Origin of the sequence: Paraburkholderia sp. EG286A (assembly GCF_040965375.1) — a bacterium.
Classification (GTDB): Bacteria; Pseudomonadota; Gammaproteobacteria; order Burkholderiales; family Burkholderiaceae; genus Paraburkholderia.
The window spans coordinates 641,317-666,192 of sequence record NZ_JBFRCB010000003.1; the positions used below are offsets into that span (position 1 = coordinate 641,317).

Genomic DNA, 24,876 nt, shown 5'->3' on the forward strand with positions numbered 1-24,876 from the left:
TTCCTGAAACCCGAAAGAACGACGAATAAACGCTAGCCGAACAGCCCTTGCAGATACCACTGGCCGCCAATGCGCTCGCGATACAGCCAGAACATGCGGCCCTGGTCGTCGGCGGCGACGTAATAGTCGCGCCCGACGCCCTCGCCGTCCCACCAGCCGGACTCGATGCGCTCGGTACGCGTGAGCGTCTTCAGCGGCCGTCGATAAACGGGCCGGTCGCCGCGTGTCGCGAGCTTGAGCGGCTTTTCGAGCAGCCACGCCGGACGCGGCTGGGTCGGCAGCGGCACCTCGGGCAGATCGAAGGCGCTTTGCACGGGCGCGCTCGCGCCGGCCTCCTGCTGCGGCTTGCCTGCCTTGCGCGGCTTGCGCGGACGCTTCGCGCCGCTCTCGCGGTAAGGCCGCGCCGACATCGCCAGTTCGGGCCGGTGATCGTCCTCGACGAAAAGCTGCAGCACGTTCTGCTCGCCAAGCCGCGCGCCGATGCGCTCGAAGAGCTGCCCGAGCGACGCCTCGGCGGCCTCGGCCATCGGAAAGAGCGTGTCGGTGGGCGCCGCGTATGCGCTCACCTGCGAGGCGACGAGCGCAAGGCCGATCACGGGCGCGGCAAGCTCGGTCTGATTCAGGCGCTCGCGAAGCAGCCACAGCAGATGCTCGGCGTCGCGCGAAGGCGACGCCCAGGCGATCGTGAGGCTAGATGTGCGCGGCGCGTGACGCGAAGCCAGCTCGTGCTCCAGACGCAGCTCGAAGCCGCTCAACGCCGCGTGCTGCGCCGCCAGCCAGCCGGCCAGCTGCATCACGAGCCGGCGCGCGGCAAAGAGCAGCGCTTCGGCGCTCTCCACGCGCGCCTGCAATTCGAGCGACGCGTGAAACGACGGCGGCGCGGCAAACCAGACGCGCGGATCGGGCGCCTCGCCGCGCGCCTGCGCGAGCCAGCCGAGCACGCCGTCGCCGAAACGCCGCACGATGCCGTCGCGCGGCAGCCGCCGCAAGTCGCCGAGCGTCGCGCAGCCGATCTGCGTGAGCGCGTGGTCGTGCTGCGCGGCGAACGGCGCAAGCGTGACCGGCAGCGAATCGAGCACGCGCGCGAGCGTCGTTTCCTTGAGCACATGCCAGCGGCGCGACGAACGCGTGACGTGCGCCTGCGCGAGCGTCCACGCCCCCCACGCCGTGGGCGCGCACGCCATGCGCGCAGTGTGCCCGCAGCCGGCCACCGTCGCCGCGACCCTGGCGAGCAGCGCACGCACGCCGCCGAACAGACGCAAGCCCGAACCGACTTCGAGCAACAGCGTGTGCGACTGCGCGAACGACACCTTGGGCGTATAGGCGAGCAACGCGAGCGCGAGCGCCTCGAACGCGCGGGTCTCGCGCGCCGGATCGGCTTCGAGCAGCACCAGCCCCGGCGCGAGCGCGAGCGCATGCGAGCGCGTGTTGCCGGGCTCGACGCCGGCGCGCAGCGCGTCGAGATCGGCGCTCAGGATGCGCGTGTGGTCGGCGAGCGCGTAGCAGCGCGGCGCGCTGGCGACATCGGCATCGGCATCGGCATCGACGCTTTCAGGCGGAAGCGGCGTTGACGGCGCCGGCGGCATCAGAGGTCTGACGGCCTCCAGCGGCAACAACGGCAAGGTGACGGCGATCCACAGCATGATTGACCCCGGGCCACGGCATGACGACGGAAGCTGCGTCCGGCTGGGGCAGCACCGCGTCCTGCAGCGGCAATGTAATGACGAGTGGCTGGGCGGGCGGCGGCCCGCGGCGCTTGAAAATATCGACGGAGAGCGCGGCGAGCTGCATCCATTGCCGGCGGTTCAGACTCGCGTCGTCGGGCGGCGGCACCGGCGAGCAGGTCATGCGCAGCGGCGCCGGCGACGACTGGTTGCGCGCGGCGAGCGGCCGCACGAGAAACGCGAGCGCCTGCGAATCCTGGGCGGCGACCTGCAGACGGCGCACGGCGTCGGCGCGCGCCTTCGTCTGCCAGAGCAGCACGGCGCCCATGCCTTCCTGCTTGAGCGCCTGCTCGGCCACCCAGGCGGCCTCGTCTTCGGCCGCGCGCACCCAGATCACGCGCTCGAGCGCGACCCCCCATGCCTTGAGCGCGCAGGCGTAGGGGCGCCACGGCGGCGCGACGAGCAGCACGTGCCGGCCCGCCTGCGCGGTGAGCGCGCGCAACGCCGGCGCGACGAGCCGCATCTCGCCCACGCCGCCCTGCTCGACGAGCAGCTCGGTCAGGCTGCCCGAGGGCCAGCCGGCGCCGGGGAGCTGGGCGTCGAGCGTCGCGTGGCCGCTCGGCACCGTGCGCTCGCTGGCGCGCGCGAGCTGATCGCCTTGCCACACGCGGCTTTGCAGCCGGGGGGGCAAGTGCGCGGCGAGTTGCGCTGTAGTCTGCGCAGTGATCTGGGCTGCTGCTGCCATGGTTCGTGGCCTGATTGATGGGAACGCTCCGCCCTGCCCGGCAAGAAATGGGGCATCGGCAGGAAGGAGGTCGACTCGCCTCCACCTGTATATTTATACAGTATTTTGAGAGATTGGAGGAGGCGGAAATTGGGGGAGGGTCATTTTGCGATCCATTGCAAAATGCTGATCCAGGCGCTTGCGCGATGGATCGGCCGCCGGACGTCGCGCTGACGTCCGGGGCAAACGCCGCTTAGTATTCGCCGCCAGCCCGATGCGGGCGACTGCGATAAACGGCGCGGAGCTTGTTGCTATCAGGACGCCGACGTCATATCGAGCGCCACGGCTTGCGCCACCTCGATGCCGTCGATGGCCGCCGAGTAGATGCCACCGGCATACCCGGCGCCTTCGCCGGCCGGATACAGACCTTCGACGTTCATGCTCTGGTAATTGTCCTTGCGACGAATGCGCAGCGGCGACGACGTGCGCGTCTCCACGCCGGTGAGCACGGCGTCGTGCATCGCGAAGCCTGCGATCTTCCTGTCGATCTGAGGCAGGGCTTCACGGATGGCTTCGATCACGTAGTCGGGCAGCGCGGTGCTGAGATCGGTCGGGTGCACACCCGGCTTGTAAGACGGCACCACGGAGCCGAGCGACGTCGACGGGCGGCCGGCGATAAAGTCGCCGACCAGCTGGCCCGGCGCCTGGTAATTGCCGCCGCCGAGTTCGAACGCCCGCTCTTCCCACTTGCGCTGGAAGGCGATGCCCGCGAGCGGACCGCCCGGATAGTCCTCCGGCGTGATGCCGACGACGATGCCCGCATTCGCGTTGCGCTCGGCCCGCGAATACTGGCTCATGCCGTTGGTGACCACGCGGCCGGGTTCGGAGGTCGCCGCGACCACCGTGCCGCCGGGGCACATGCAGAAGCTATAGACCGCGCGTCCATTGTTGGCGTGATGCACCACCTTGTAGTCGGCCGCGCCGAGTTGCTTGTGGCCCGCAAACTTGCCGAAACGGCTGCGATCGATCAGCCCCTGCGGATGCTCGATCCGGAAACCCAGCGAAAACGGCTTGGCTTCCATGAACACGCCGCGATCGTGCAGCATCTGGAAGGTGTCGCGGGCGCTGTGGCCCACGGCCAGCACGACGTGGTCGCACGGCAGCGTCTCGCCGTTCGAAAGCTTGAGCGCGCGCACCTTGCCCTGCTCGATTTCGATGTCTTCGACGCGGGTTTCGAAGCGCACTTCACCGCCCAGCTCGTGGATGGTGGCGCGCATTTTCTCCACCATGCTGACGAGACGGAACGTGCCGATGTGCGGCCGGCTCAGATACAGGATGTCTTCCGGCGCGCCGGCCTTGACGAATTCCTCGAGCACCTTGCGGCCGTAGTGGTGCGGATCCTTGATCTGGCTGTACAGCTTGCCGTCGGAAAACGTCCCGGCCCCGCCTTCGCCGAACTGCACGTTGGATTCGGGGTTGAGCACGGACTTGCGCCACAGCCCGAAGGTGTCCTTGGTGCGCTCGCGCACGGCCTTGCCGCGTTCGAGGATGATGGGACGAAAACCCATCTGCGCGAGGATCAGTCCCGCGAACAGGCCGCACGGCCCCATGCCGATCACCACCGGACGCGGACGCGTCGAGTGCTCGGGCGCCCTGGCGACAAAGCGGTAGGTCATGTCCGGCGTCACCCCGCAATGCGGCTTGCCGGCGATCCGCTTGAGCGCGGCCGCTTCGTCCTTGACTTCGACGTCGACGATATAGGTCAGCTTGATATCCGAGCGCTTGCGTGCGTCGTGCGCACGGCGGAACACGGTGTAACGCACGAGCGCATCCGCCCCTACGCCGAGTTCCGCGAGGCGTCCCCGAATCGCGGCGTCAAGTTCGCTTTCGGCGTGGTCGAGGGGGAGTTTGACTTCGGATAAACGTAACATGGCTGCCAGGGTGCGATCGCCACGGGAGTTGTGGCCGATCCGTATTTTATAAGCTCGGCGGCTTTTCAAAGGGAACGCAAGCCGTACGACGAAACGCGAGCGCGTTTGACCCAACATGGGACAAAAAAGAAAAAGGGGCTACAGGCCAATGGCGTGTAACCCCTCGGTATTGCTGGTCGGAGCGATAGGATTCGAACCTACGACCCTCTGATCCCAAATCAGATGCGCTACCAGGCTGCGCTACGCTCCGACGAATCAGCGATTGTACCGGCACTGATGCCACGCCGTCAAATCTTCGCGATCCATAGCGACGAAAAGCGATCCACAACACGCGCTTGCCGCACTCCGGCCTGGCGTGCACCATGACAGGACACGCCGTACGTGCACCCCATACCGCCAAAAAAAGGAGACGCCATGCACCTCATCCTCTGGCGCCACGCCGAAGCCGAAGACATCGCCGCCAGCGACCTCTCCCGCCAGCTCACCACGCGCGGGCGCAAGCAGGCGCAGAACGTCGCGCGCTGGCTGCGCGCGCGCCTGCCCGACGACGCCGTGATCCTCGCGAGCCCCGCCGCACGCACCATCCAGACTGCCGAGGCGCTCACCGATCAATATCGCGTCGTGCGCGAACTCGCACCCGATGCGAGCGTCGAGCAGGTGCTCACCGCCGTCGGCTGGCCCGAGGGCCTCGCATCCACGGTCGTCGTGGTCGGCCATCAGCCCACGCTCGGCGAGGTCGCGGCGCGGCTGCTCTCGGGCGGCGCCGATTCGCGCAGCTGGGCCGTGAAGAAGGCCGGCGTGCTCTGGCTCGCGAGCCGCGAGCGCGACGGCGGCGACCAGGCCGTCCTGCACGCGGCCATCACGCCCGATCTCGTGTAATCCTCCCAACCGCCTGCGCATCCCCACCGGGCCGCCTCTACGCGGCCCCTAAAGCGATTCAAGCGCGCTTCAAGCTCGCTTCAAACGCTCCCGCCGCCCCCAGCCTTTCGGGCCACCTCGTCCGTCTGCCTTACGCCACGTCATCGAATCGTCATTGCGTTTTCATGGAAACGTAACCGCGTATTACTACATTGCCGGAAAAGTTCTCTTACTTCCGACCAGGACGCCCCATGCGAGATCTGCCGACGCCCACCCTGCCGTTCGCCTCGACGCTGTTCGAGTCGAACCGACGCTTGCCGCGTGCCGAAGAAACGGTCACCGCGCAGCATCGGCTGCAGGTGGCCTGGGCGCGCACCGACGAGGAGCTGCGCGAAGCCCAGCGCCTGCGCTACCGCGTTTTCGCCGAAGAGATGGGCGCACGCCTGGCCGGCCCCGCCGGCCTCGACGTCGACGCCTTCGACGCCTACTGCGACCACCTGCTCGTGCGCGACCTCGACACGCTCAAGGTCGTCGGCACCTACCGCGTGCTGCCGCCGCACCAGGCGGCGCGCATCGGCCGCCTCTATGCCGAAAGCGAATTCGACGTCTCGCGCCTCGCGCATCTGCGCCCGAAAATGGTCGAGGTGGGCCGCTCGTGCGTGCATCCCGACTACCGCAGCGGCTCGGTCATCATGTCGCTGTGGGGCGGTCTGGGCGGCTACATGCAGCACAACGGCTACGAGACGATGCTCGGCTGCGCGAGCGTGGCCATGGCCGACGGCGGCCACTACGCGGCGAACCTGTACTGCGCGCTCGGCGCCGACGCGCTGACCGCGCCCGAATACCGCGCGTTCCCGCACACGCCGCTGCCCGTCGAGGAACTGCGCACCGGCACGCCCGCCGTGCCGCCGCCGCTCATCAAGGGCTATCTGCGCCTTGGCGCGAAGATCTGCGGTGCGCCCGCCTGGGACCCCGACTTCAACACCGCGGACTTCCTCACGCTCTTCCGCCTCTCGGAGATCAACGAACGTTACGCACGCCACTTCCTCGGCGAAGCCGTCACGCGTTAAGGCCTCATCGGCCCTTCACCGGGCAAAATCAGTAGGCAAACTCCGCGGGCAAAACCAGCGGACAAAAAAGCCCGGCTCACCAACGAGCCGGGCTTTTTTATCGGCGCAGTAAGACGAGGCGCAGCGCGCTACGCTTACTCCTCCGTATAGACCACGCGATACGGAATGCCGATCTTGCCCCATTCCGCCGCTTCCTGAACGAGGTTGTAATCGGTGAGCGGATTGTTCTGGACCCAGGCATTGGGCAGCAGCACTTCGTAGCCGTTGCCCTCCTCCTCCACCTTGATGTGCGGCAGGCCGACATCGGCGCGGCGGCGCGTCAGCAGCGCGGCGAGGCGCAGACAAAACAGCAGCGTCCATTCCACATCGCGCGTTTGCGAGAGCTTGCCGAGCTTGCCCACGTGGCCGAGCACGAGCGCGGCGAGGCGCGCCTGGTCGGTGCGCGAGAAGCCGGGCATGTCCGCGTTGCTGGCGATGTAGGCCGAATGCTTGTGGTACGCGCTGTGCGAGATGGAAAGCCCGATTTCGTGCAGCGACGCCGCCCACGTGAGGAACATGCGGTTCTCTTCGCGGCGCTCCTCGTCGGGCTCCTCGAACTGGTCGTAGAACTTCACGGCCAGTTCGCCAATGCGCCCCGCCTGCGCGCGATCCACGCCGTAGCGGCGCATGAAGCCCTCCACCGTGACCGTGCGCATGTCCTCGTGCTGCGAGCGGCCCAGCAGGTCGTAGAGCACGCCCAGGCGCAGCGCGCCATCTGTGGTATCGACATAGTCGATGCCGAGCTCCTCGAACACCGCGATCATGATCGAGAGACCGCCCGCCAGCACCGGGATGCGGTCGGGCTTGAGCGCGACGAGCTTGAGCCGGTTGACGTTCTCGGCCTTGATGAGCGCGCGCTTCAGGCGCTCGAGGCCGCCGCGCGAAATGCCATGCGTGATGCCGGGATCGTTGAAGCCGTTCGCCTCGACGAGTTCCGCGAGCGCGCGCGCCGTGCCCGACGAACCGATCGCCTGGTCCCAGCCGGTCTTGCGGTAGTCGCCGGAAATGATCTGGATTTCGCGCGTGGCCGCGAGTTCGGCCTGGCGCATGGTGTACTCGTCGACGTTGCCCGAGGGGAAGAACTGGCGGCTATGGCTCACGCAGCCGATATACAGGCTTTCCATGCGGATCGGCGTGTAGTGCGCGCCGATGATGAACTCGGTCGAGCCGCCGCCGATGTCCACCACGAAGCGCTTGCCCGCGCTCGCCGGCACCGAGTGCGCGGCGCCCGCATAGATGAGACGCGCTTCTTCGCGCCCCGCGATCACCTCGATCGGGAAGCCGAGCGCCGCTTCCGCCTCGGTGAGGAACTCGCGCGCGTTCTTGGCGACACGCAGCGTATTGGTCGCCACCGCGCGCACCTGGTCGGGATGGAAGTCGCGCAGGCGCTCGCCGAAGCGCTTGAGCGCGTCCCAGCCGCGCACCTGCGAGGCGCGGTCTAGCAGTTTGTCCCTCGAGAGGCCGGCCGCGAGGCGCACCGGTTCGCGCAGCGCGTCCACCGGGTAGATCTGGCTGCCGGCATCGGTTTCCTCGACGCGGCCTACGATCAGACGAAAGCTGTTCGAACCGAGATCGACGGCGGCAAGCAGTTGGGGATTGGTGACCATCGAAGGGGCAGGCTCCATGCGTGCATACAGAGACGAACGCGCAGCCATGCGGGCTTGTTGCGCCGCCGCCGCGCTGTCCAAATGCGTCATTTTAAGCGTAGCCGACTTCACCATGTCGCTCCTCGCATTGGTCATGACCATGGGTACTTTTACCCAGCGTGCATGTTCGCAACGCGACTTGTCGATTTCGTGAAAATGCGGCGTAAAATTTATGACACTACGAATGTCACAATAAAGTCATATTACTGTGAGAATTTCCGAGCGTCCGTTCGAATCCATTCCTGACATTCCGTTTTCATTGCCGATGTCCATCCGCTATCCCCTACTCAATCGCGAACTGGGCATTCTGGGATTCAATGAGCGCGTGCTCGCACAGGCGTCCGATCCCGCTGTTCCTTTGCTGGAGCGCTTGCGCTTCATCTGTATCACCAGCAGCAACCTCGACGAATTCTTCGAAGTCCGTATGGCCGGGCTTCAGGAGCAGATGCGCGACAACCCGGGCGCGCTCTCGCCCGACGGTATGTCGCTGCAGCACGTGTACGACCTCGTGGTCGAGCGCGCGCAGCGTCTCGTGCATCGCCAGTACCGCATGCTGCACGACACCGTGCTGCCCGCGCTCGAACAGGAAGGCATCTACTTCCACGGCACCGACGCCTGGAACGAAGCGCAAACCGCATGGGCGCGCAAATACTTCTTCGACGAACTGCTGCCGGTTCTCACGCCCATCGGGCTCGATCCCGCGCACCCGTTCCCGCGCGTGCTCAACAAGAGCCTGAACTTCGTGGTCGAACTCGAGGGCAAGGACGCCTTCGGGCGCCAGGCCGTCATGGGCATCGTGCAGGCGCCGCGCGCGCTGCCGCGTCTCGTGCGCATGCCGCAGGAGCTTTCCGGCTTCCAGCACGGTTTCGTGCTGCTCGGCTCGCTGTTGCAGCGCTTCGTGGGCGAGCTGTTCCCGAGCCTCGTCGTGCGCAGCTGCAACCAGTTCCGCATCACGCGCAACAGTGAACTCTTCGTCGACGAAGACGAAATCACCAACCTGCGCGTGGCGCTGCAGGGCGAACTGCCCGCGCGCCATCTGGGCAATGCGGTGCGGCTCGAAGTGTCGGCGGAAACGCCTCCGCATCTCGTGAAGCGCCTGCTCGACGAAAGCGGCCTCGACGAAAAGGACTGCTATTTCGTCGACGGCCCCGTGAATCTCGTGCGGCTCATGCAGCTGCCCGAGATGGTCGATCGCCCCGACCTCAAGTTCGTGCCGCACGTGCCCGCCATTCCGCAGCGCATCGCCGCGAACAGCAACATGTTCGACGTGATCGATCAGGGCGACGTGCTCCTGCATCATCCGTACGAGAGCTTCCAGCCCGTGCTCGAACTGCTGCTGCAGGCCGCGAACGATCCGAACGTGGTCGCGATCAAGCAGACGATCTACCGCACCGGCACCGACTCGCCGCTCATGGACGCGCTCATGCAGGCCGCGCGCAACGGCAAGGAAGTGACGGTGGTGGTGGAGCTGCTCGCGCGCTTCGACGAAGAGACCAACATCAACTGGGCCGCGCAGCTCGAAGCCGTGGGCGCGCACGTGGTGTACGGCGTGGTGGGCCACAAGTGCCACGCCAAGATGATGCTGATCGTGCGCCGCGTGCCCGTGAACGGGCGCATGGTGCTGCGCCGCTACGTGCACCTCGGCACGGGCAACTACCATCCGCGCACCGCGCGCCTCTATACCGACTTCGGCCTCATGACCTCGGAGCCGAAGATGTGCGAGGACGTGCACCACGTCTTCCAGCAGCTCACGGGCATCGGCGGGGAGCTGCAGCTGCACGATCTGTGGCAGTCGCCGTTCACGCTGCATCCGAAGATGATCGAGGCGATCCGCAACGAAGCCGACGCCGCGCGCGCCGGCAAGAAGGCGCGCATCGTCGCGAAGATGAACGCGCTGCTCGAGCCGACCGTGATCGACGAGTTGTACGAAGCCTCGCAGGCCGGTGTGAAGATCGATCTGATCATCCGTGGCGTGTGCTCGTTGCAGCCGGGCGTGCCGGGGCTCTCCGAGAACATCACGGTGCGCTCGATCGTCGGGCGTTTCCTCGAGCACCACCGCATCTACTACTTCTATGCGGGCGGCAAGGAAGACGTCTACCTGTCGAGCGCGGACTGGATGGATCGCAACCTGTTCCGCCGCGTCGAAGTGGCGTTCCCGATTCACGACCGCCGGCTCAAGCGCCGCGTGATCGCCGAAGGGCTTTCCACCTTCCTCGGCGACAATCAATCGGCGTGGCTCATGCAAAGCGACGGCCACTATCGCCGCCGCCGCGCGGGCAAGGCCGTGCGCAATGCGCAGCTGAGCTTGCTGGCGAAGTTCTGTCCGTGACGCCTTGACGGCTCGATCACGCTGGACGCAAAAAAGCCGCTTCGAATGAAGCGGCTTTTTCAATTACGGCGGCGCTTCGTTACACCGGCGCCGGCTGCCGTCTCGTCGTGCGCGCGGCCGGGAAGCGCACCGTGAACGTGCTGCCCCGCCCTTCCTCGCTCTTCACTTCGAGCGCCGCGTCGTGACGCTGCAGCACGTGCTTCACGATCGCGAGGCCCAGTCCCGTGCCTCCCGTGTCGCGCGAGCGGCTGCGGTCCACGCGATAGAAGCGCTCGGTCAGGCGCGGAATATCGGCGGCCGGAATACCGAGGCCGCTGTCGGTGACCGCAAAGACTGCGCTGCCGTGTTCCGCGCGCCACGACAGATGCACCGTGCCGCCGTCCGGCGTGTAGCGCACCGCGTTGGTCGCCAGATTGCCGAGCGCGCTCATGATCTCGGTTTCGGAACCGGTGACGCTCAATCCATCGTCGAAATCGGCCGTGATGCGGTGACGCCCGCCCGAGAGGCTTTCGGCGTCCTCGCGCACGTGCCCGAGCACCGCGCGCATGTCGACCATATGGTCGCCGGGCTGACGCCCCTCGCCTTCGAGCTTGGCGAGCACGAGCAGGTCGGTGACGATGTGGCGCATGCGCGAGGCCTGCTGCTCCATCAGCTCCAGGTAGCGGTTGCGCTCGGCTTCGCCAAGCGGCAGCTCGCGCATCGTCTCGAGGAAGCCGGAGAGCACCGTGATCGGCGTTTTCAGCTCGTGCGAGACGTTGGCCACGAAGTCGCGCCGCATGGCGTCGGTGCGCTCGAGTTCCGTGATGTCCTGCGACAGAATCAGCTTGCGGTTCTCGCCGTACGGAAACACCTGCACCGAGATCACGTTCTGACGCTTCGCGCCCATGCCGCGCATGATCAGCATGTCCTTGTAATCGTGCGAATTGAGGTAGCGCACGAAGTCGGGCTGACGCACGAGATGCGTGATGTGCTGGCGCAGGTCGCGCTTGGCGTCGAGGCCGAAGTGGACTTCCGAGATCGCGTTGCACCACTCGATCTGGTCGTGGTCGTCGAGCATGGCGACGCCGTTGGGCGAAGCCTGGATCGCCTGGATGAAGCGCGAATGCTGCTGCTCCACCTGGCGCACCTGAGCGTGCCAGCGCTTCGCGAGCTTATGCAGACGGTAGTAGATTTCGCCCCAGATGCCGGGGGCGCTCGGCACTTCGCCGTAGACCGGCGCGTCGAGCAGGCGCCACAGACGCTGCTTGTGAAACGTGCTGAAGAGCATTTGCGCGAGCAGCGCCAGCACGGCGATGCTCAGCGCGAGCTTGACGCCAAAAATCGCGCCAATACCCGCGCAAATGAGCGCGAGCAATACGATCGATACGAGGGAGCGCGCCCAGATGATGTTCATGTTCCTGCAATCGAAGATAAATACGGTCGGATGCGGGCACGCGACATCGAGTGACTACCGCGCGAGTACCGGCGGCAGTGAAACGGTCGCGCCGCCCGGTGAGTCACCCTGCGGCGCGGCCATGGGTCCAGCTCAGGCGCTCTTGGCGAGACGGTAGCCGCTGCCGCGCACCGTTTCGATCATAGCATCGCACCCAGCCGGCTTGAGCGCGGCGCGCAGACGCTTGATATGCACGTCCACCGTGCGCTCTTCCACGAACACGTGATCGCCCCATACCTGGTCGAGCAGCTGCGTGCGGCTGTGCACGCGCTCGGGATGCGTCATGAAGAAGTGCAGCAGGCGGAACTCGGTCGGGCCGAGATCGAGCTTGATTTCCGAGCCTTCGGCGGCGGCCGCGACGCGGTGCGTGGCCGGATCGAGCTTCAGACCGTTGATCGCCACCACGTCTTCCGTGAGCTGCGGCGCACGGCGGCGCAGCACCGCCTTGATGCGCGCCATCAGCTCCTTGGGCGAGAACGGCTTCGTCACGTAGTCGTCAGCGCCGATTTCGAGGCCGAGCACCTTGTCCTGCTCGTCGCCGCGCGCCGTCAGCATGATGATCGGAATATGCTTCGTGCGTTCGTTGTTGCGCAAGTCGCGCGCGAAGTTCACACCCGACTTGCCCGGCAGCATCCAGTCCAGCAGGATGAGATCGGGCAGCACGTCGCTGATCAGGTTCTGCGCCTGCTCCGCGTTATAGGCGCGGATCGGGCAGTGGCCTGCGTGCTGCAGGTTCACCGAAATCAGCTCGGAAATGGCGGGCTCATCTTCGATGACGAGAATGCTGCTAGGCATCGGCACCTCTTGACCTTGTTACCTGTTAAATCGGATTAGCTGAGCGCTTCGCGTTCGAGGGCGTCGCGCGACTTGTGGCGCACGTCGGTGCCCTTCACGATGTAGATGATGAATTCCGCGATGTTCTTCGCGTGGTCGCCGATCCGCTCGATCGCCTTGGCGATGAACAGATAGTCGAGGCCCACCGAGATCGTGCGCGGATCTTCCATCATGTAGCTCACGAGCTTGCGCACGAACGCGCGGAATTCCTCGTCGATCGCCTTGTCGTCGCGCACGATCTGCGCGGCGGCCACGGTGTCGAGGCGCGCGAACGCGTCGAGCGCGCGGCGCAGGATCGACACGGCCATTTCGCCCGAGACCTTGATCTCGGCGATGTTGACGGTGCGCGAAGCGCCGTCTTCCATCAGGCGCTTGGTGCGCTTGGCGATCTTCTCGGCTTCGTCGCCGGCGCGCTCGAGATTCGTGATGGTCTTCGAAATGGCGAGCACGAGGCGCAAGTCACGCGCGGCCGGCTGGCGGCGCGCGATGATATTGCTGCACTCCTCGTCGATCTCGACTTCCATCGTGTTGAGGCGGTCCTCGGCGGCGATCACGCGTGCGGCGGCCTCGCTGTCGAAGTCGTTGAGCGCCTGCATTGCCGTGATGATCTGCGATTCGACGAGGCCGCCCATTTCGAGCACCTTCGACGAAATGAGGTTCAAATCGGCGTCGAACTGGCTGGACAAGTGTTTGTCGGACATGATTTGCTCCCTGCTCCGATTAGCCGAAGCGGCCGGTGATGTAGTCTTCCGTTTCCTTGCGGACCGGCTTGATGAAGATCTTTTCGGTGTCACCGAATTCGATCAGTTCACCAAGGTACATGTAAGCAGTGTAGTCCGAGCAACGCGCGGCCTGCTGCATGTTATGGGTGACGATCACCACCGTGTAATCGCTCTTGAGTTCCGCGATCAGCTCTTCGATGCGGCCCGTGGAAATCGGGTCGAGTGCCGAGCACGGCTCGTCGAGCAGCAGCACTTCGGGGCGGATCGCAATGCCGCGCGCGATGCACAGGCGCTGCTGCTGGCCGCCCGAGAGGCCGTAGCCGCTCTGACCGAGCTTGTCCTTCACTTCGTTCCAGAGCGCGGCCTTGGTGAGCGCCCATTCCACGCGGTCATCCATTTCCGGACGCGAGAGCTTCTCGAACATCTTCACGCCGAACGCGATGTTGTCGTAAATCGACATCGGGAACGGGGTCGGTTTCTGGAACACCATGCCGATACGCGCGCGCAAGAGCGAGATGTCGCGCTTGGTCGTCAGCAGGTTCTCGCCGTCCATCACGATCTCGCCTTCGGCGCGCTGCTCCGGATAGAGCGCGAACATCTTGTTGAAGGTGCGCAGGAGCGTGGACTTGCCGCAGCCCGACGGGCCGATGAACGCCGTCACCTTGCCGTCGGGAATCTGCAGGTTGATGTTCTTCAGCGCGTGATACTTGCCGTAGAAGAAGTTCAGGTCCTTCACTTCGATCTTCGGCTTGCCCAGCGCCGGCAGGCGTGCGTTCTGGGCGGGATCCGCAGGTTCAAACCCAGCGGAGGGCGCATTGCCGTGCGCAGCGGTGTTGAGGTGACTCTCAGCCATGTTCATCGGGAACTCCGCCCTTGCTTACTTGTTCGAAAAGATCGTGCGCGCGAGGATATTCAGACCCAGCACGCCCAGCGTGATCAGGAAAACGCCGGCCCACGCAAGCGACTGCCATTGCGCAAACGGGCTCATCGCAAACTTGAAGATCGTGACCGGCAGGTTCGCGATCGGTTGATTCATGTTCGCGGTGAAGAACTGGTTCGACAGCGCGGTGAAGAGCAGCGGCGCGGTTTCGCCGGCGATACGCGCAACCGCCAGCAGCACGCCCGTCACGATACCGGCGACCGATGCCTTCAGCGTGATCGACATCACCATCTTCCACTTCGGCGTGCCGAGCGCGAATGCGGCTTCACGCAGGTTGTTCGGCACGAGCTTGAGCATGTTCTCGGTCGTGCGAATCACGATCGGAACCTGCAGGAGCGCCAGCGCAATTGCGCCGGCCCAGCCGCTGAAGTGCCCCATCTTCGCCACGACGAGCGCGTACACGAACAGGCCCACGACGATCGAAGGCGCCGACAGCAGAATGTCGTTGATGAAGCGCGTGACGCTCGCGAGCCAGCTCTTCTGGCCGTATTCCGCGAGATAGATGCCCGCGAGAATGCCGATCGGCGTGCCGACGAACGTTGCGATCGCAACGAGCATCAAGCTGCCGACGATGGCGTTGGCGAGACCGCCGCCGTCGGTGTTCGGCGGCGGCGTGGACTGCGTGAACAGTTCCACCGAAAGGCCGCCGATGCCAAGCGAGAGCGTCGTGTAGAGAATCCACACGAGCCAGATAATGCCGAACGCCATCGCCGCGAGCGAGCAAGTGAGCGCGATCGCATTGGTCACGCGGCGGCGGCGCTGCAGCTTGTCGCGCATGCGATCCAGTTCGGAGCCGTAAATCGCACCCGGAATTTTCATCATCGGTTCGCTCATCGCGCACCCTCCGCTTTTTCAAGGCGCAGCAACATGAGCTTCGAGATCGACAGCACGATGAACGTGATCACGAAAAGGATCAGGCCGAGTTCCATCAGCGCGGCGGTGTGCAGGCCCGGGCTCGCTTCCGCGAACTCGTTGGCGAGCGCCGAGGTGATGCTGTTGCCCGGCGAAAAGAGCGACACGTTGTCGAGCAGGTTCGTATTGCCGATCACGAACGTGACAGCCATCGTCTCGCCGAGCGCGCGGCCGAGACCCAGCATCACGCCGCCGATCACGCCGGTCTTGGTGAACGGCAGCACGATCTTCCACATCACTTCCCACGTCGTGCAGCCAATGCCGTAGGCGGACTCCTTGAGCAGCACGGGCGTGACTTCGAACACGTCGCGCATGACCGAAGCGATATACGGAATGATCATGATCGCGAGAATCACGCCGGCGCACAGAATGCCGATGCCGATGGGCGCGCCCTGGAACAGCGCGCCGACGATCGGCATGCCGCCGAGCAGCGAGCCGAGCGGCTTTTCGAACCACTGCGCGAAGATCGGCGCAAACACGAGCAGACCCCACATACCGTAGACGATCGACGGGATCGCGGCGAGCAGTTCGATGGCGATGCCGAGCGGGCGGCGCAGCCACGCGGGCGAAAGCTCGGTGAGGAACAGCGCGATGCCGAAGCTCACGGGCACGGCGATGATGAGCGCGATGATCGAGGTGGCGATCGTGCCGTAGATGGGCACGAGCGCGCCGAACTGCTCGCTGGGTGGATCCCAGTCGGCAGTCCAGAGGAATGCGAAACCGAATTTCTGGATCGTCGGCAACGAGGCGATGATCAGCGACACGATGATGCCGCCGAGCAGCAACAGCGTGACGATGGCGGCGAGGCGTGCGAGGCCGCCAAAAATGATGTCCCCTGCCGGGCTGGGCGCTTTTTGCTGCGCGGCGTTGCCGGGCGGGTTCGACACGAGCGGGACGTCGGACATGGTGACCTGGGTTCCAGTTGCCGCGAGCGTGGGGCTCACGACGTTGATGCAGCCGTGGGACTGCAGATCGCCCGACTTCCGGCCGTTAATACTGACGACTCAGCCGGAAGGCGGACGGCACATCTTGGACAGCGCGGTTTCAGGCAAGCCACAAGCGAACAGGCCGCGCGCGTCACGCGGCGGCCTTTTTTTACGCTTGCCTGACGCCTTGCTTACTCAGCGATGGCTTTGCCGCTCGCGTCCTTGACCTTCTCCTTCCACTGCGACTTGATTTCGGTCACGACCGACTGCGGCAGCGAGATGTAGTCGAGGCTGTCAGCAGCCGGCGTGCCATTCTTGAACGCCCAGTCGAAGAACTTGAGCGTTTCCTTGCCCTGGTCCGGCTTGTCCTGTGCCGTGTGCAGCAGCACGAAGGTCGCGCCGACGACCGGCCATGCGTCCTTGCCCGGCTCGTTCGTGAGGATCTGGTAGAACGACTTCTTCCAGTCCGCGCCAGCGGCCGCTGCCTTGAACGTTTCGGTGTCCGGCTGAACCACAGCGCCCGACTCGTTCTTCATGGCAGTGTAGACCATGTGGTTTTGCTTGGCGTACGCCCACTCGACGTAGCCGATTGCGCCCGGCAGACGCTGCACGAAGGCTGCGACGCCGTCGTTGCCCTTGCCGCCCGTACCCGTCGGCCAGTTCACGGTCGTGCCTTCGCCGACCTTGCTCTTCCAGTCGGGGTTGACCTTCGAGAGGTAGTTCGTCCAGATGAAGCTGGTGCCCGAACCGTCGGCGCGGCGGACCACGGCGATGTCGAGATCAGGCAGCTTGACCTTCGGGTTCAGTGCGACGATGGCCGGATCGTTCCACTTCTTGATCTTGCCGAGGTAGATGTCGCCGAGCACCGGGCCCGACAGGGTGATCTCGCCCGGCTTCACGCCCGGCACGTTGATCGCCGGCACGACGCCGCCGACCACCGTCGGGAACTGGAACAGGCCTTCCTTGGCCAGATCCTCGTCCTTCAGCGGAGCGTCCGAGCCCGCGAAGTCAACGGTCTTGGCTTGAATCTGCTTGATGCCGCCCGACGAGCCAATGCCCTGGTAGTTGACCTTGCCGCCGCCCGACTTTTGATAGGCATCCGCCCATTTCGTATAGATCGGTGCTGCGAAGGTGCTACCCGCGCCGGTGATGTCAGCAGCCTGCGCTGCGATCGCGAAGAGCGCGCCAGCAACGCCAGCGAGCGCGGTTTGCATCAATTTCATGAGACCTCCAGTGTGTGAGCGGATGAACGACACCGCGAAGCTTAGGGGGTCTCTGTGACAGTACCGTGACGATTCATGAAGCGAACGTGACAGTTCGATTACTGGCTGAAAGGCGTGTGGATATGCGTTTTGGGCGATTTTGCAGGCGCGGTTGCGGCATGGCCTGCACGTGCTTTGATAGCTAAAAAGCCCGCCAGGCGGGCGTTTAGCGGACGCCCAGGGGTCCGATGAAAAAATTCGAGGATTTCCTCGAAATTCGTTTGCAAACCGTTATTCGATTGTTTTAAACGTTTGCCTGCTTGCGTTGCGACGCCGAAAAAATCGCAAAAAAAGATGAGCACGACGGCGGATTGCAACGTCGTGCTCATCGGTTTGGTGCTGGCGCGACCCAGTCGCGCGGTTTGCGCGACTGACTCGCCGGCGATCACGCGATCGAACGCTTCACCACGCTGGCGATCGCCTCGGCGTAATGCATCGTGTCGCGCTCCTCGCGGGCTTCGACCATCACGCGCAGGACCGGCTCCGTCCCTGAGGCGCGAATCAACACACGACCCTTGCCCTTCAATTCCGCCTCGGCGGAAGCGATCGACTGCTGGATCTCGGCGTTGCCCTTCCAGTCGGCGCCCTGTGCGATGCGCACGTTGATGAGCTTCTGCGGAAATAGTTTCACGCCGTCGAGGAGCTGCGCGATCGTCTTGCCGCTGCGCTTCATCGCCGCGAGCACGAGCAGCGCCGAGACGATGCCGTCGCCGGTCGTGTGACGGTCGAGCGACAGGATGTGGCCCGATCCTTCCGCGCCGAGCTGCCAGCCGCGCTCGCGCAGTTGCTCCAGCACGTAGCGGTCGCCCACGTTCGCGCGCACCAGTTGCACGCCGAGGCCTTCGAGCGCCTGTTCCACCGCGAGATTGGTCATGAGCGTGCCCACCGCCCCTTCCACCTTGCCGTCGGTCGCGATGCGGTCCTTCACGAGCACGTAGAGCAGCTCGTCGCCGTTGTAGAGGCGGCCTTGGGCATCGACGATCTGGAGCCGGTCGGCGTCGCCGTCGAGTGCGATGCCGAGGTCCGCGTGATTCGCACGCACCGCGCGCACGAGCGCGTCGGGCGCGGTCGCGCCCACGCCGTCGTTGATGTTGAAACCGTTCGGCGACACCCCGATCGGAATCACGTCCGCGCCCAGCTCGTGGAACACGTGCGGCGCGATGTCATAAGCCGCACCGTTGGCGCAATCGATCACGAGCTTCAGGCCGCGCAGATTGAACGCCTGCGGGAACGTGCTCTTGCAGAACTCGATGTAGCGGCCGCCCGCGTCGTGCAGGCGGCGTGCGCGGCCAAGCTGCTCGGACGGCGCGCAGGCGAGCGGCTGCTCGAGCTGCTCCTCGATCAGCGTCTCCACCTCGTCGGGGAGCTTGTTGCCGTCGGCGGAGAAGAACTTGATGCCGTTGTCGTAGTAGGGATTGTGCGACGCGCTGATCACGACGCCCGCGGCGAGCCGCAGCGCGCGCGTGAGATAGGCGATGCCGGGCGTCGTCATCGGACCGGCCAGCATCACGTCGATGCCCGCAGCCGAAAGCCCCGCTTCCAGGGAGGCTTCGAGCATATAGCCCGAAATACGCGTGTCCTTGCCGATCAGCACCGACGGGCGCGGCCCGGATGCCGCAGCCGCCCCCGCGAGCACCTTGCCCGCGGCATAGCCTAGCCGAAGCACGAAATCGGGCGTGATCGGCGCCTCGCCGACCTTGCCACGCACCCCATCAGTTCCGAAATAACGACGTCCCATCTTTCTACCCCTCGGTTTGGTGCTGCTTTGTCCTGTATTGTGGCGCCTGGATTTGCTCCGGCGCACTTCGCGCCCGCCGGCGTTCTGCCGGGCGATGGCTCAGTCTTGTGTAGCCGACGTAGCGGCGGACATCGCGTCGCGCATCGCCGCCCAGACCTTGAGTGCGTCCACGGTGGGCGCCACGTCGTGCACGCGAACGATCGCCGCACCACGCTCCGCCGCGCACACGGCCGCCCCGACGCTCGCCGCCACTCGCTCGGGCGCGGGCCGGTTCACGAGCGCGCCGAGCATCGACTTGCGCGACATGCCGGCCAGGATCGGATACGGCGCGACACCTGCCGCAACCTCGGGCGCCGTCGCGGGCAGGTGCGCGAGCAGCGCGTAATTGTGCTCGACCACCGACTTGCCGAAGCCGAAGCCCGGATCCACGCTGATACGCGCCTTCGCCACGCCCGCCGCTTCGAGTTCGGCGCAACGCCGGGCGAGAAACTCGCGCACCTCGCGCACGACGTCCGCGTAATCGGGCTCGCCCAGCTGCATCGTCTGCGGCTCGCCGAGCATGTGCATCACGCACAGCCCGCAGTTGCTCTCGCGCACGGCCTCGATCGCGCCGGGCATCCGGAAACCCCAGATGTCGTTGATCATGTCGGCGCCCGCCGCCAGCGCCGCGCGCATGACTTCGGGCTTGTACGTGTCGATCGACAGCGGCACGTTCGCGCCCTTGAGCTTTTCCACCAGCGGAATCACCCGTTCGAGTTCCTCGTCGAGCGGCACGGGCGGCGCGCCGGGGCGCGTCGATTCACCGCCGATGTCAATGATATCGACGCCGTCGAGCATCATCTGCTCGGCGCGGCGCAAGGCGTCGCCGAACGCGATATAGCGACCGCCGTCGGAAAACGAGTCAGGTGTGGCGTTGAGGATCCCCATGACGAGCGGACGCTCGAACGTCAGCGTGAAGCGGCCGCACGCGAGCGGTTCAGGTGGGAGACTACCTTGCGAGGAGATGTTGGGCACGTCAGAAAACGTCAGATGTGTAACGAGATGCGGCGGCACAGCGGCACGCCAGAAATGCAAAACGGGCCGATGTGAACATCACACCGGCCCGCAACTTTACTCGATAAGGATCACGCCGGTGCGGTCGCGCTACCGGGCTTGACCTCGGTGCCCGTGCTGCCGCCCGACGACGCGTCGCCCGGCGACGGCGTGCTCTTCGGCGAGCGGGGCGGACGGCCGGCCATGATGTCGTTGATCTGGTCGGCGTCGATCGTTTCCCACTCCATGAGGGCCGCGGTCATGGCTTCGACCTTGTCGCGGTTCTCGTCGAGCAGGCGCTTCGCGAGGTTGTACTGCTCGTCGAGCACGCGGCGGATTTCCGCGTCGACCTTCTGCTGCGTCGCTTCCGAAATCGCACGCGTGAAGCCCTTGCCGAACGGGCCACCGTCGTTGTCGTCGTCGGCGTAGACCATCGGTCCGAGCGCGTCGGTCATGCCGAAGCGCGTGACCATGGCGCGAGCCGTTTGCGTGGCCTTGTTGAAGTCGTCCGAGGCGCCCGTGCTGATCAGGTTCATGAACAGCTCTTCCGCCACACGGCCGCCGAACAGGATGGCCAGACGATCCAGCAGATAGTCCTTCGAGTACGTTTCGTTGTCGTGCTCGGGCAGCTGCCACGTCACGCCCAGCGCGCGACCGCGCGGGATGATCGTGACCTTGTGCACCGGGTCCGCCTTCGGCAGCAGCTTCGCGATCACCGCGTGACCCGACTCGTGGTACGCCGTGGCGCGCTTCGCTTCCTCGCGAATGACGGCTGACTTGCGCTCCGGACCCATGAAGATCTTGTCCTTCGCGTCTTCGAAGTCCTGCATTTCGACGATGCGCTTGCCGCGGCGCGCCGCGAACAGCGCAGCTTCGTTCACGAGGTTCGCGAGGTCGGCGCCCGAGAAGCCCGGCGTGCCGCGTGCGATCACCGCTGCATCCACGTCGTTGGCGATCGGCACCTTGCGCAGGTGCACCTTCATGATCTGCTCGCGGCCGCGGATGTCCGGCAGGCCCACGTAGACCTGGCGGTCGAAACGGCCCGGACGCAGCAGCGCCTTGTCCAGCACGTCCGAACGGTTGGTTGCCGCGATCACGATGACGCCCGAGTTCGCCTCGAAGCCGTCCATCTCGACCAGCATCTGGTTCAGCGTCTGTTCGCGCTCGTCGTTGCCGCCGCCCATGCCGGCGCCACGATGGCGGCCGACCGCGTCGATTTCGTCGATGAACACGATACACGGCGCATGCTTCTTGGCTTGCTCGAACATGTCGCGCACGCGGGCCGCGCCCACGCCGACGAACATTTCGACGAAGTCCGAACCCGAGATGCTGAAGAACGGCACCTTCGCTTCGCCGGCAATGGCGCGCGCCAGCAGCGTCTTACCCGTACCCGGAGGGCCGACGAGCAGCACGCCGCGCGGAATGCGTCCACCCAGCTTCTGGAATTTTTGCGGATCGCGCAGGAAGTCGACGAGTTCGGACACTTCTTCCTTCGCTTCGTCGCAGCCCGCGACGTCGGAGAAGTTGACCGCGTTGTTGTTCTCGTCGATCAGGCGGGCGCGCGATTTACCAAAGGAGAACGCCCCGCCTTTGCCGCCCCCCTGCATCTGTCTCATCATGTAGAACCAGAACACGATGATGAGTATGGTCGGCCCGAGGTAGTACAGCGCGGAAACGAGCGCGTTCGGCTCTTCGTCAGCCTTGCCGCTCACCTGCACGCCATATTTCATCAGGTCGCCGACCATCCAGATGTCGCCTGGGGAGACGATCTGGTATTTCTGGCCATCAGCCGGAGTGACCGTGAGGTTCCGCCCCTGCACCACGACGCTCTTGACCTTGCCGTTCTTCGCGTCGTCCATGAACTGCGAATAGGAAACGCCTTCCTGGACACGGGGCTTGTCGAACTGCTTGAACACCGTAAACAGCACCAGTGCGATTACCAGCCACACTGCTGCCTTCGAAAACATGTTGTTGTTCAAAGCACCACTCCTTCACTCATAGATGGGCGCCTACATTTGCCTTGCGACTGCGACACCACCAAAGCATTCTAATCCAGTACACGGACCCCTGCCATAACGTTTCGCTACCGCAGGAATAGCCCGAGCGCCTTGTCCTGACCGCCTCTCGGGGTCATTTTGCGACCAGATTGCGCCTTTTGCACGGCAATCATGCCCCGTTTAACAGGGACGCTTCAGATGTTTACCCAATATAAACGTTTCGGACGATTTATCACGCGAAGCCTTCGGTTTGCGCGCCGCCACGACCTTGAATTGTTGCTTGAACTTCTCGACGATCTGACTGTAACCGCTGCCGTGGAAGCATTTGACTAAAAGGGCTCCATCGGGTTTCAGATGATTCTGCGAAAACTCGAGCGCGAGGTCGCACACGTGCTCGATGCGCGCCGCATCGGCCGACGCGACCCCCGAGAGATTGGGCGCCATGTCCGAAATTACAAGGTCGACCGGGCGGCCGCCCACCAATTCTTCCAGTTGCGCGAGCACGTCGTCCTCGCGGAAGTCGCCTTGCAGGAACTGCACGTCGGAGATGGGTTCCATCGGCAGGAGATCGAGCGCGATGATCGTGCCGTCGATGCCACCCTGCCGCTCTTCGTCACGCTTCGTGCCCTGCGCGAGCTTGTTGCGGGCGTACTGGCTCCAGCTGCCGGGCGCCGCGCCCAGGTCCACGATCACCATGCCGGGGCGGATCAGCTTGTCCTGCTCGTCGATTTCCTTGAGCTTGTAGGCAGCGCGGGCACGATAGCCCTCCCGCTGCGCCATTTTCACGTACGGATCGTTGATATGGTCGTGCAGCCACGACTGGTTGAAGCGATTTTTTGCCATTAAAGATGAACTCTTGCTGCGTGATTCCGCGCTTTTAGCGGATAATACGCGTTTTATTCGTGCGGCCGTCGCGGCCCGCCTGGCCGGATGTTCGTTGCTCCGCCGGCGTTTTTTGGCCCGCGCCCTGCCGTTCCCCACGGTTTTCCGTTGTTCCGACGCGCTTTGCCCGCTGGCGGCCCGCTTTTCGCGGACCGCAATCCACGTCTGCCCAGGTTGTCAATTCACGCCTGTCGACCCGCGCGGCGCCGTCATTTTAGTCGAGTCTGCCACATCCCATGCCCGCCCTCACTCTTTCCGCCGAACAGCGCTCCGAGCTGCGCTCCCAGGCTCACGCGCTCAAACCGGTCGTGCTCATCGGCGCCGAGGGACTGACCGACGCTGTCCTCAAGGAAATCAAGGTTCACCTGGCCGCCCACCAGCTCATCAAGGTGCGCGTGTTCGGCGACGAGCGCGAAGAGCGCCTCGCGATCTACGAAGAGATCTGCGACCGCCTGAGCGCCGCCCCGATCCAGCACATCGGCAAGCTGCTCGTCATCTACAAGCCCGAGGAAGCCAGGGCGAAGGCCACGACTGCGCGCGCCGGCGCCCGCGGCACCGTGTCGCGCCCGGCCGCCGACGTGCCGAGCGCGCGCGAAGCGGGCAAGCGTGGCGCCGCGCCGCGCACCGTCAAGGTCGTCAAGGCCAGCGACAACCCCATGCGCAAGCCGAAGGCGCAAAAGGTGACGGTCAAGGGCAACGAGCGCGTCACGCAAGGCGGCAACATCAAGCGCGCCAAGAAGCGCCAAACCAGTTCCAAGCGGGCCCACCAGGGTTCGAAGTAAAAAGCGCGGCCTTCGAGCCGCGCTTTTTTTGCCTGACCCGGCTTCAGGCCACTTTCAGCGCGGCGCGGTTTCCATTCACTGCGCCAGCGTGCCGCGTGCCGAAGGCAGCAGCCAAACGAGCCACGCACCCAGCAGGCTCTGCACCAGATAGAACAGGCTCGACACACCGTGCAGCAAGCCGAAGCGGCTCGCATACGGCGAACTGGCCACGTCCATGCCCGCGCTCATCGCCTGAACGCGCAACGCGTTCATGAACGGCTGCAGCGCGAAATAGCCGATCAGCACGCACAGCAGCATCACGGCCAGAATCCAGCGCAGCCGGCGATAGCCCAACGCGCCGCGGCGCACGAGCACGCTCGAGAGCCCGAGCAGCAGCACGCCGCACACCACGCCGATCAGGCCTTCGAGGCGAAACAACTGCGCGGCGAGTTCGCCGGCCACCGGCCTTTCGAGCGACGCGAACAGTACGGGCGCGACCGCATAGCCGATGGTCAGCTGGCTGCCGACCCACAGCATGGCGAGCAGCCCGAAGAGCCGGTGCGGAACGAGCGAAACGGGAGTGGCGGAACCCACGTGGCTTGCAGTACTCACGTCGACGCGCCCTCAGACGTAGCGAACCTCGATGACCTCGTACTCGCGCACGCCGCCGGGGGCCTGCACTTCGGCGACATCGCCTTCGGACTTGCCGATCAGCGCACGGGCGATAGGCGAGCTGACCGAGATCAGGCCGTGCTCGAGATCGGCTTCGTCGTCGCCGACGATCTGGTAGGTCACCGTCTTGCCCGAATCGAGGTCTTCGAGATCCACGGTCGAGCCGAACACCACGCGGCCGTCCGCTTCGAGCGTGGCCGGGTCGATGATCTGCGCGGCCGCCAGCTTCGACTCGATCTCGGCGATGCGGCCTTCGATGAAGCCCTGCTTTTCCTTTGCGGCGTCGTATTCCGCGTTTTCCGACAGATCGCCCTGCGCGCGCGCTTCCGCGATCGAATTGATGACCGCCGGACGCTCGACGGATTTCAGGCGCTGCAACTCTCCGCGGAGTTGGTCTGCACCGCGCTTGGTCAAGGGAATCGTGCTCATAAACAACTCGTACGGCCCACGAGGGCCTAAAGAAGGCCGCGCCACGCACGCTTGTCGCGCGCGTTGCGGCCATAAA

Annotated in this window: 22 protein-coding genes and 1 tRNA gene; 4 read left to right on the forward strand and 19 right to left on the reverse strand. The window is 65.1% G+C overall.

Features of this window, described 5'->3' with window-relative positions; translation table 11 throughout:
- Nucleotides 1-32: 32 nt before the first annotated feature.
- The 4 genes from AB4Y35_RS15650 to AB4Y35_RS15665 all read right to left on the reverse strand — a co-directional run bounded on the left by AB4Y35_RS15650 (nt 33) and on the right by AB4Y35_RS15665 (nt 4,569).
- Nucleotides 33-1,643, reverse strand: a complete 1,611-nt coding sequence (locus AB4Y35_RS15650) for a DNA polymerase Y family protein (protein WP_368705008.1) — start codon at nt 1,641-1,643, stop codon at nt 33-35.
- Nucleotides 1,552-2,409 (reverse strand): translesion DNA synthesis-associated protein ImuA, encoded by an 858-nt coding sequence (imuA, locus tag AB4Y35_RS15655; RefSeq protein WP_368705009.1) that lies wholly within the window; start codon nt 2,407-2,409, stop codon nt 1,552-1,554. Before imuA ends, AB4Y35_RS15650 begins: the two co-directional genes overlap by 92 nt.
- Before the next feature lie 293 nt (nt 2,410-2,702).
- Nucleotides 2,703-4,319: an NAD(P)/FAD-dependent oxidoreductase gene (locus AB4Y35_RS15660; RefSeq protein WP_368705010.1), complete on the reverse strand. Its 1,617-nt coding sequence runs from the start codon at nt 4,317-4,319 to the stop codon at nt 2,703-2,705.
- 173 nt (nt 4,320-4,492) lie between these two features.
- Nucleotides 4,493-4,569 (reverse strand) — tRNA-Pro (locus AB4Y35_RS15665).
- A 164-nt stretch (nt 4,570-4,733) separates the two neighbouring features.
- Between AB4Y35_RS15665 and sixA the strand changes: the two genes are divergently transcribed.
- Both sixA and AB4Y35_RS15675 read left to right on the forward strand, forming a co-directional pair.
- Nucleotides 4,734-5,198, forward strand: a complete 465-nt coding sequence (sixA, locus tag AB4Y35_RS15670) for a phosphohistidine phosphatase SixA (protein WP_368705011.1) — start codon at nt 4,734-4,736, stop codon at nt 5,196-5,198.
- Between the two features lie 230 nt (nt 5,199-5,428).
- Nucleotides 5,429-6,247, forward strand: a complete 819-nt coding sequence (locus AB4Y35_RS15675; RefSeq protein WP_368705012.1) for a GNAT family N-acetyltransferase — start codon at nt 5,429-5,431, stop codon at nt 6,245-6,247.
- A 134-nt stretch (nt 6,248-6,381) separates the two neighbouring features.
- Here AB4Y35_RS15675 and ppx read toward each other — a convergent pair whose 3' ends face one another.
- The gene (gene ppx, locus AB4Y35_RS15680) at nt 6,382-8,004 is read right to left on the reverse strand and encodes an exopolyphosphatase (RefSeq protein ID WP_368686719.1); all 1,623 of its coding nucleotides are present in this window, start codon (nt 8,002-8,004) and stop codon (nt 6,382-6,384) included.
- Between the two features lie 193 nt (nt 8,005-8,197).
- On the opposite strand from ppx, the gene ppk1 reads away from it, so the two are divergent.
- Entirely contained in the window at nt 8,198-10,261 is a 2,064-nt protein-coding gene (gene ppk1, locus AB4Y35_RS15685) for a polyphosphate kinase 1 (protein ID WP_368705013.1), read from the forward strand.
- A gap of 79 nt (nt 10,262-10,340) precedes the next feature.
- Here the strand turns inward: ppk1 and phoR are convergent, their stop codons facing one another.
- The 12 genes from phoR to AB4Y35_RS15745 form a co-directional block, all read right to left on the reverse strand.
- Nucleotides 10,341-11,654 (reverse strand): phosphate regulon sensor histidine kinase PhoR, encoded by a 1,314-nt coding sequence (phoR, locus tag AB4Y35_RS15690; RefSeq protein ID WP_342921891.1) that lies wholly within the window; start codon nt 11,652-11,654, stop codon nt 10,341-10,343.
- Nucleotides 11,655-11,786: 132 nt separating this feature from the next.
- Entirely contained in the window at nt 11,787-12,488 is a 702-nt protein-coding gene (phoB, locus tag AB4Y35_RS15695) for a phosphate regulon transcriptional regulator PhoB (protein ID WP_042261377.1), read from the reverse strand.
- Nucleotides 12,489-12,523: 35 nt separating this feature from the next.
- Nucleotides 12,524-13,228: a phosphate signaling complex protein PhoU gene (phoU, locus tag AB4Y35_RS15700; RefSeq protein ID WP_028208453.1), complete on the reverse strand. Its 705-nt coding sequence runs from the start codon at nt 13,226-13,228 to the stop codon at nt 12,524-12,526.
- A 19-nt stretch (nt 13,229-13,247) separates the two neighbouring features.
- The gene (gene pstB, locus AB4Y35_RS15705; protein ID WP_368686584.1) at nt 13,248-14,108 is read right to left on the reverse strand and encodes a phosphate ABC transporter ATP-binding protein PstB; all 861 of its coding nucleotides are present in this window, start codon (nt 14,106-14,108) and stop codon (nt 13,248-13,250) included.
- A gap of 18 nt (nt 14,109-14,126) precedes the next feature.
- A complete protein-coding gene (gene pstA / locus AB4Y35_RS15710; protein WP_368705014.1) occupies nt 14,127-15,023 on the reverse strand; it encodes a phosphate ABC transporter permease PstA in 897 nt (298 codons plus the stop codon).
- Complete coding sequence (gene pstC / locus AB4Y35_RS15715) at nt 15,020-16,006, reverse strand: phosphate ABC transporter permease PstC (RefSeq protein WP_342921887.1); 987 nt, start codon at nt 16,004-16,006, stop codon at nt 15,020-15,022. Before pstC ends, pstA begins: the two co-directional genes overlap by 4 nt.
- Before the next feature lie 212 nt (nt 16,007-16,218).
- Entirely contained in the window at nt 16,219-17,250 is a 1,032-nt protein-coding gene (gene pstS / locus AB4Y35_RS15720; protein WP_368686586.1) for a phosphate ABC transporter substrate-binding protein PstS, read from the reverse strand.
- Between the two features lie 98 nt (nt 17,251-17,348).
- Nucleotides 17,349-17,618, reverse strand: coding sequence for a hypothetical protein (locus AB4Y35_RS15725; RefSeq protein ID WP_368705015.1), 270 nt, complete (start codon nt 17,616-17,618; stop codon nt 17,349-17,351).
- A gap of 56 nt (nt 17,619-17,674) precedes the next feature.
- Nucleotides 17,675-19,027 (reverse strand): phosphoglucosamine mutase, encoded by a 1,353-nt coding sequence (glmM, locus tag AB4Y35_RS15730; RefSeq protein ID WP_368705016.1) that lies wholly within the window; start codon nt 19,025-19,027, stop codon nt 17,675-17,677.
- Between the two features lie 99 nt (nt 19,028-19,126).
- Nucleotides 19,127-20,032, reverse strand: coding sequence for a dihydropteroate synthase (gene folP, locus AB4Y35_RS15735; protein ID WP_368705416.1), 906 nt, complete (start codon nt 20,030-20,032; stop codon nt 19,127-19,129).
- A 119-nt stretch (nt 20,033-20,151) separates the two neighbouring features.
- The gene (gene ftsH, locus AB4Y35_RS15740; protein WP_133183568.1) at nt 20,152-22,038 is read right to left on the reverse strand and encodes an ATP-dependent zinc metalloprotease FtsH; all 1,887 of its coding nucleotides are present in this window, start codon (nt 22,036-22,038) and stop codon (nt 20,152-20,154) included.
- A gap of 198 nt (nt 22,039-22,236) precedes the next feature.
- Entirely contained in the window at nt 22,237-22,899 is a 663-nt protein-coding gene (locus AB4Y35_RS15745; protein ID WP_368686721.1) for an RlmE family RNA methyltransferase, read from the reverse strand.
- Between the two features lie 275 nt (nt 22,900-23,174).
- Here AB4Y35_RS15745 and AB4Y35_RS15750 point away from each other — a divergent pair, with 275 nt between their 5' ends.
- Nucleotides 23,175-23,720, forward strand: coding sequence for a YhbY family RNA-binding protein (locus AB4Y35_RS15750; protein ID WP_368699169.1), 546 nt, complete (start codon nt 23,175-23,177; stop codon nt 23,718-23,720).
- A 75-nt stretch (nt 23,721-23,795) separates the two neighbouring features.
- On the opposite strand, the gene AB4Y35_RS15755 is transcribed toward AB4Y35_RS15750, so the two are convergent.
- A complete protein-coding gene (locus AB4Y35_RS15755) occupies nt 23,796-24,236 on the reverse strand; it encodes a DUF4149 domain-containing protein (RefSeq protein WP_368705417.1) in 441 nt (146 codons plus the stop codon).
- A gap of 87 nt (nt 24,237-24,323) precedes the next feature.
- Nucleotides 24,324-24,800 (reverse strand): transcription elongation factor GreA, encoded by a 477-nt coding sequence (greA, locus tag AB4Y35_RS15760; RefSeq protein ID WP_042261359.1) that lies wholly within the window; start codon nt 24,798-24,800, stop codon nt 24,324-24,326.
- Between the last annotated feature and the right edge of the window lie 76 nt (nt 24,801-24,876).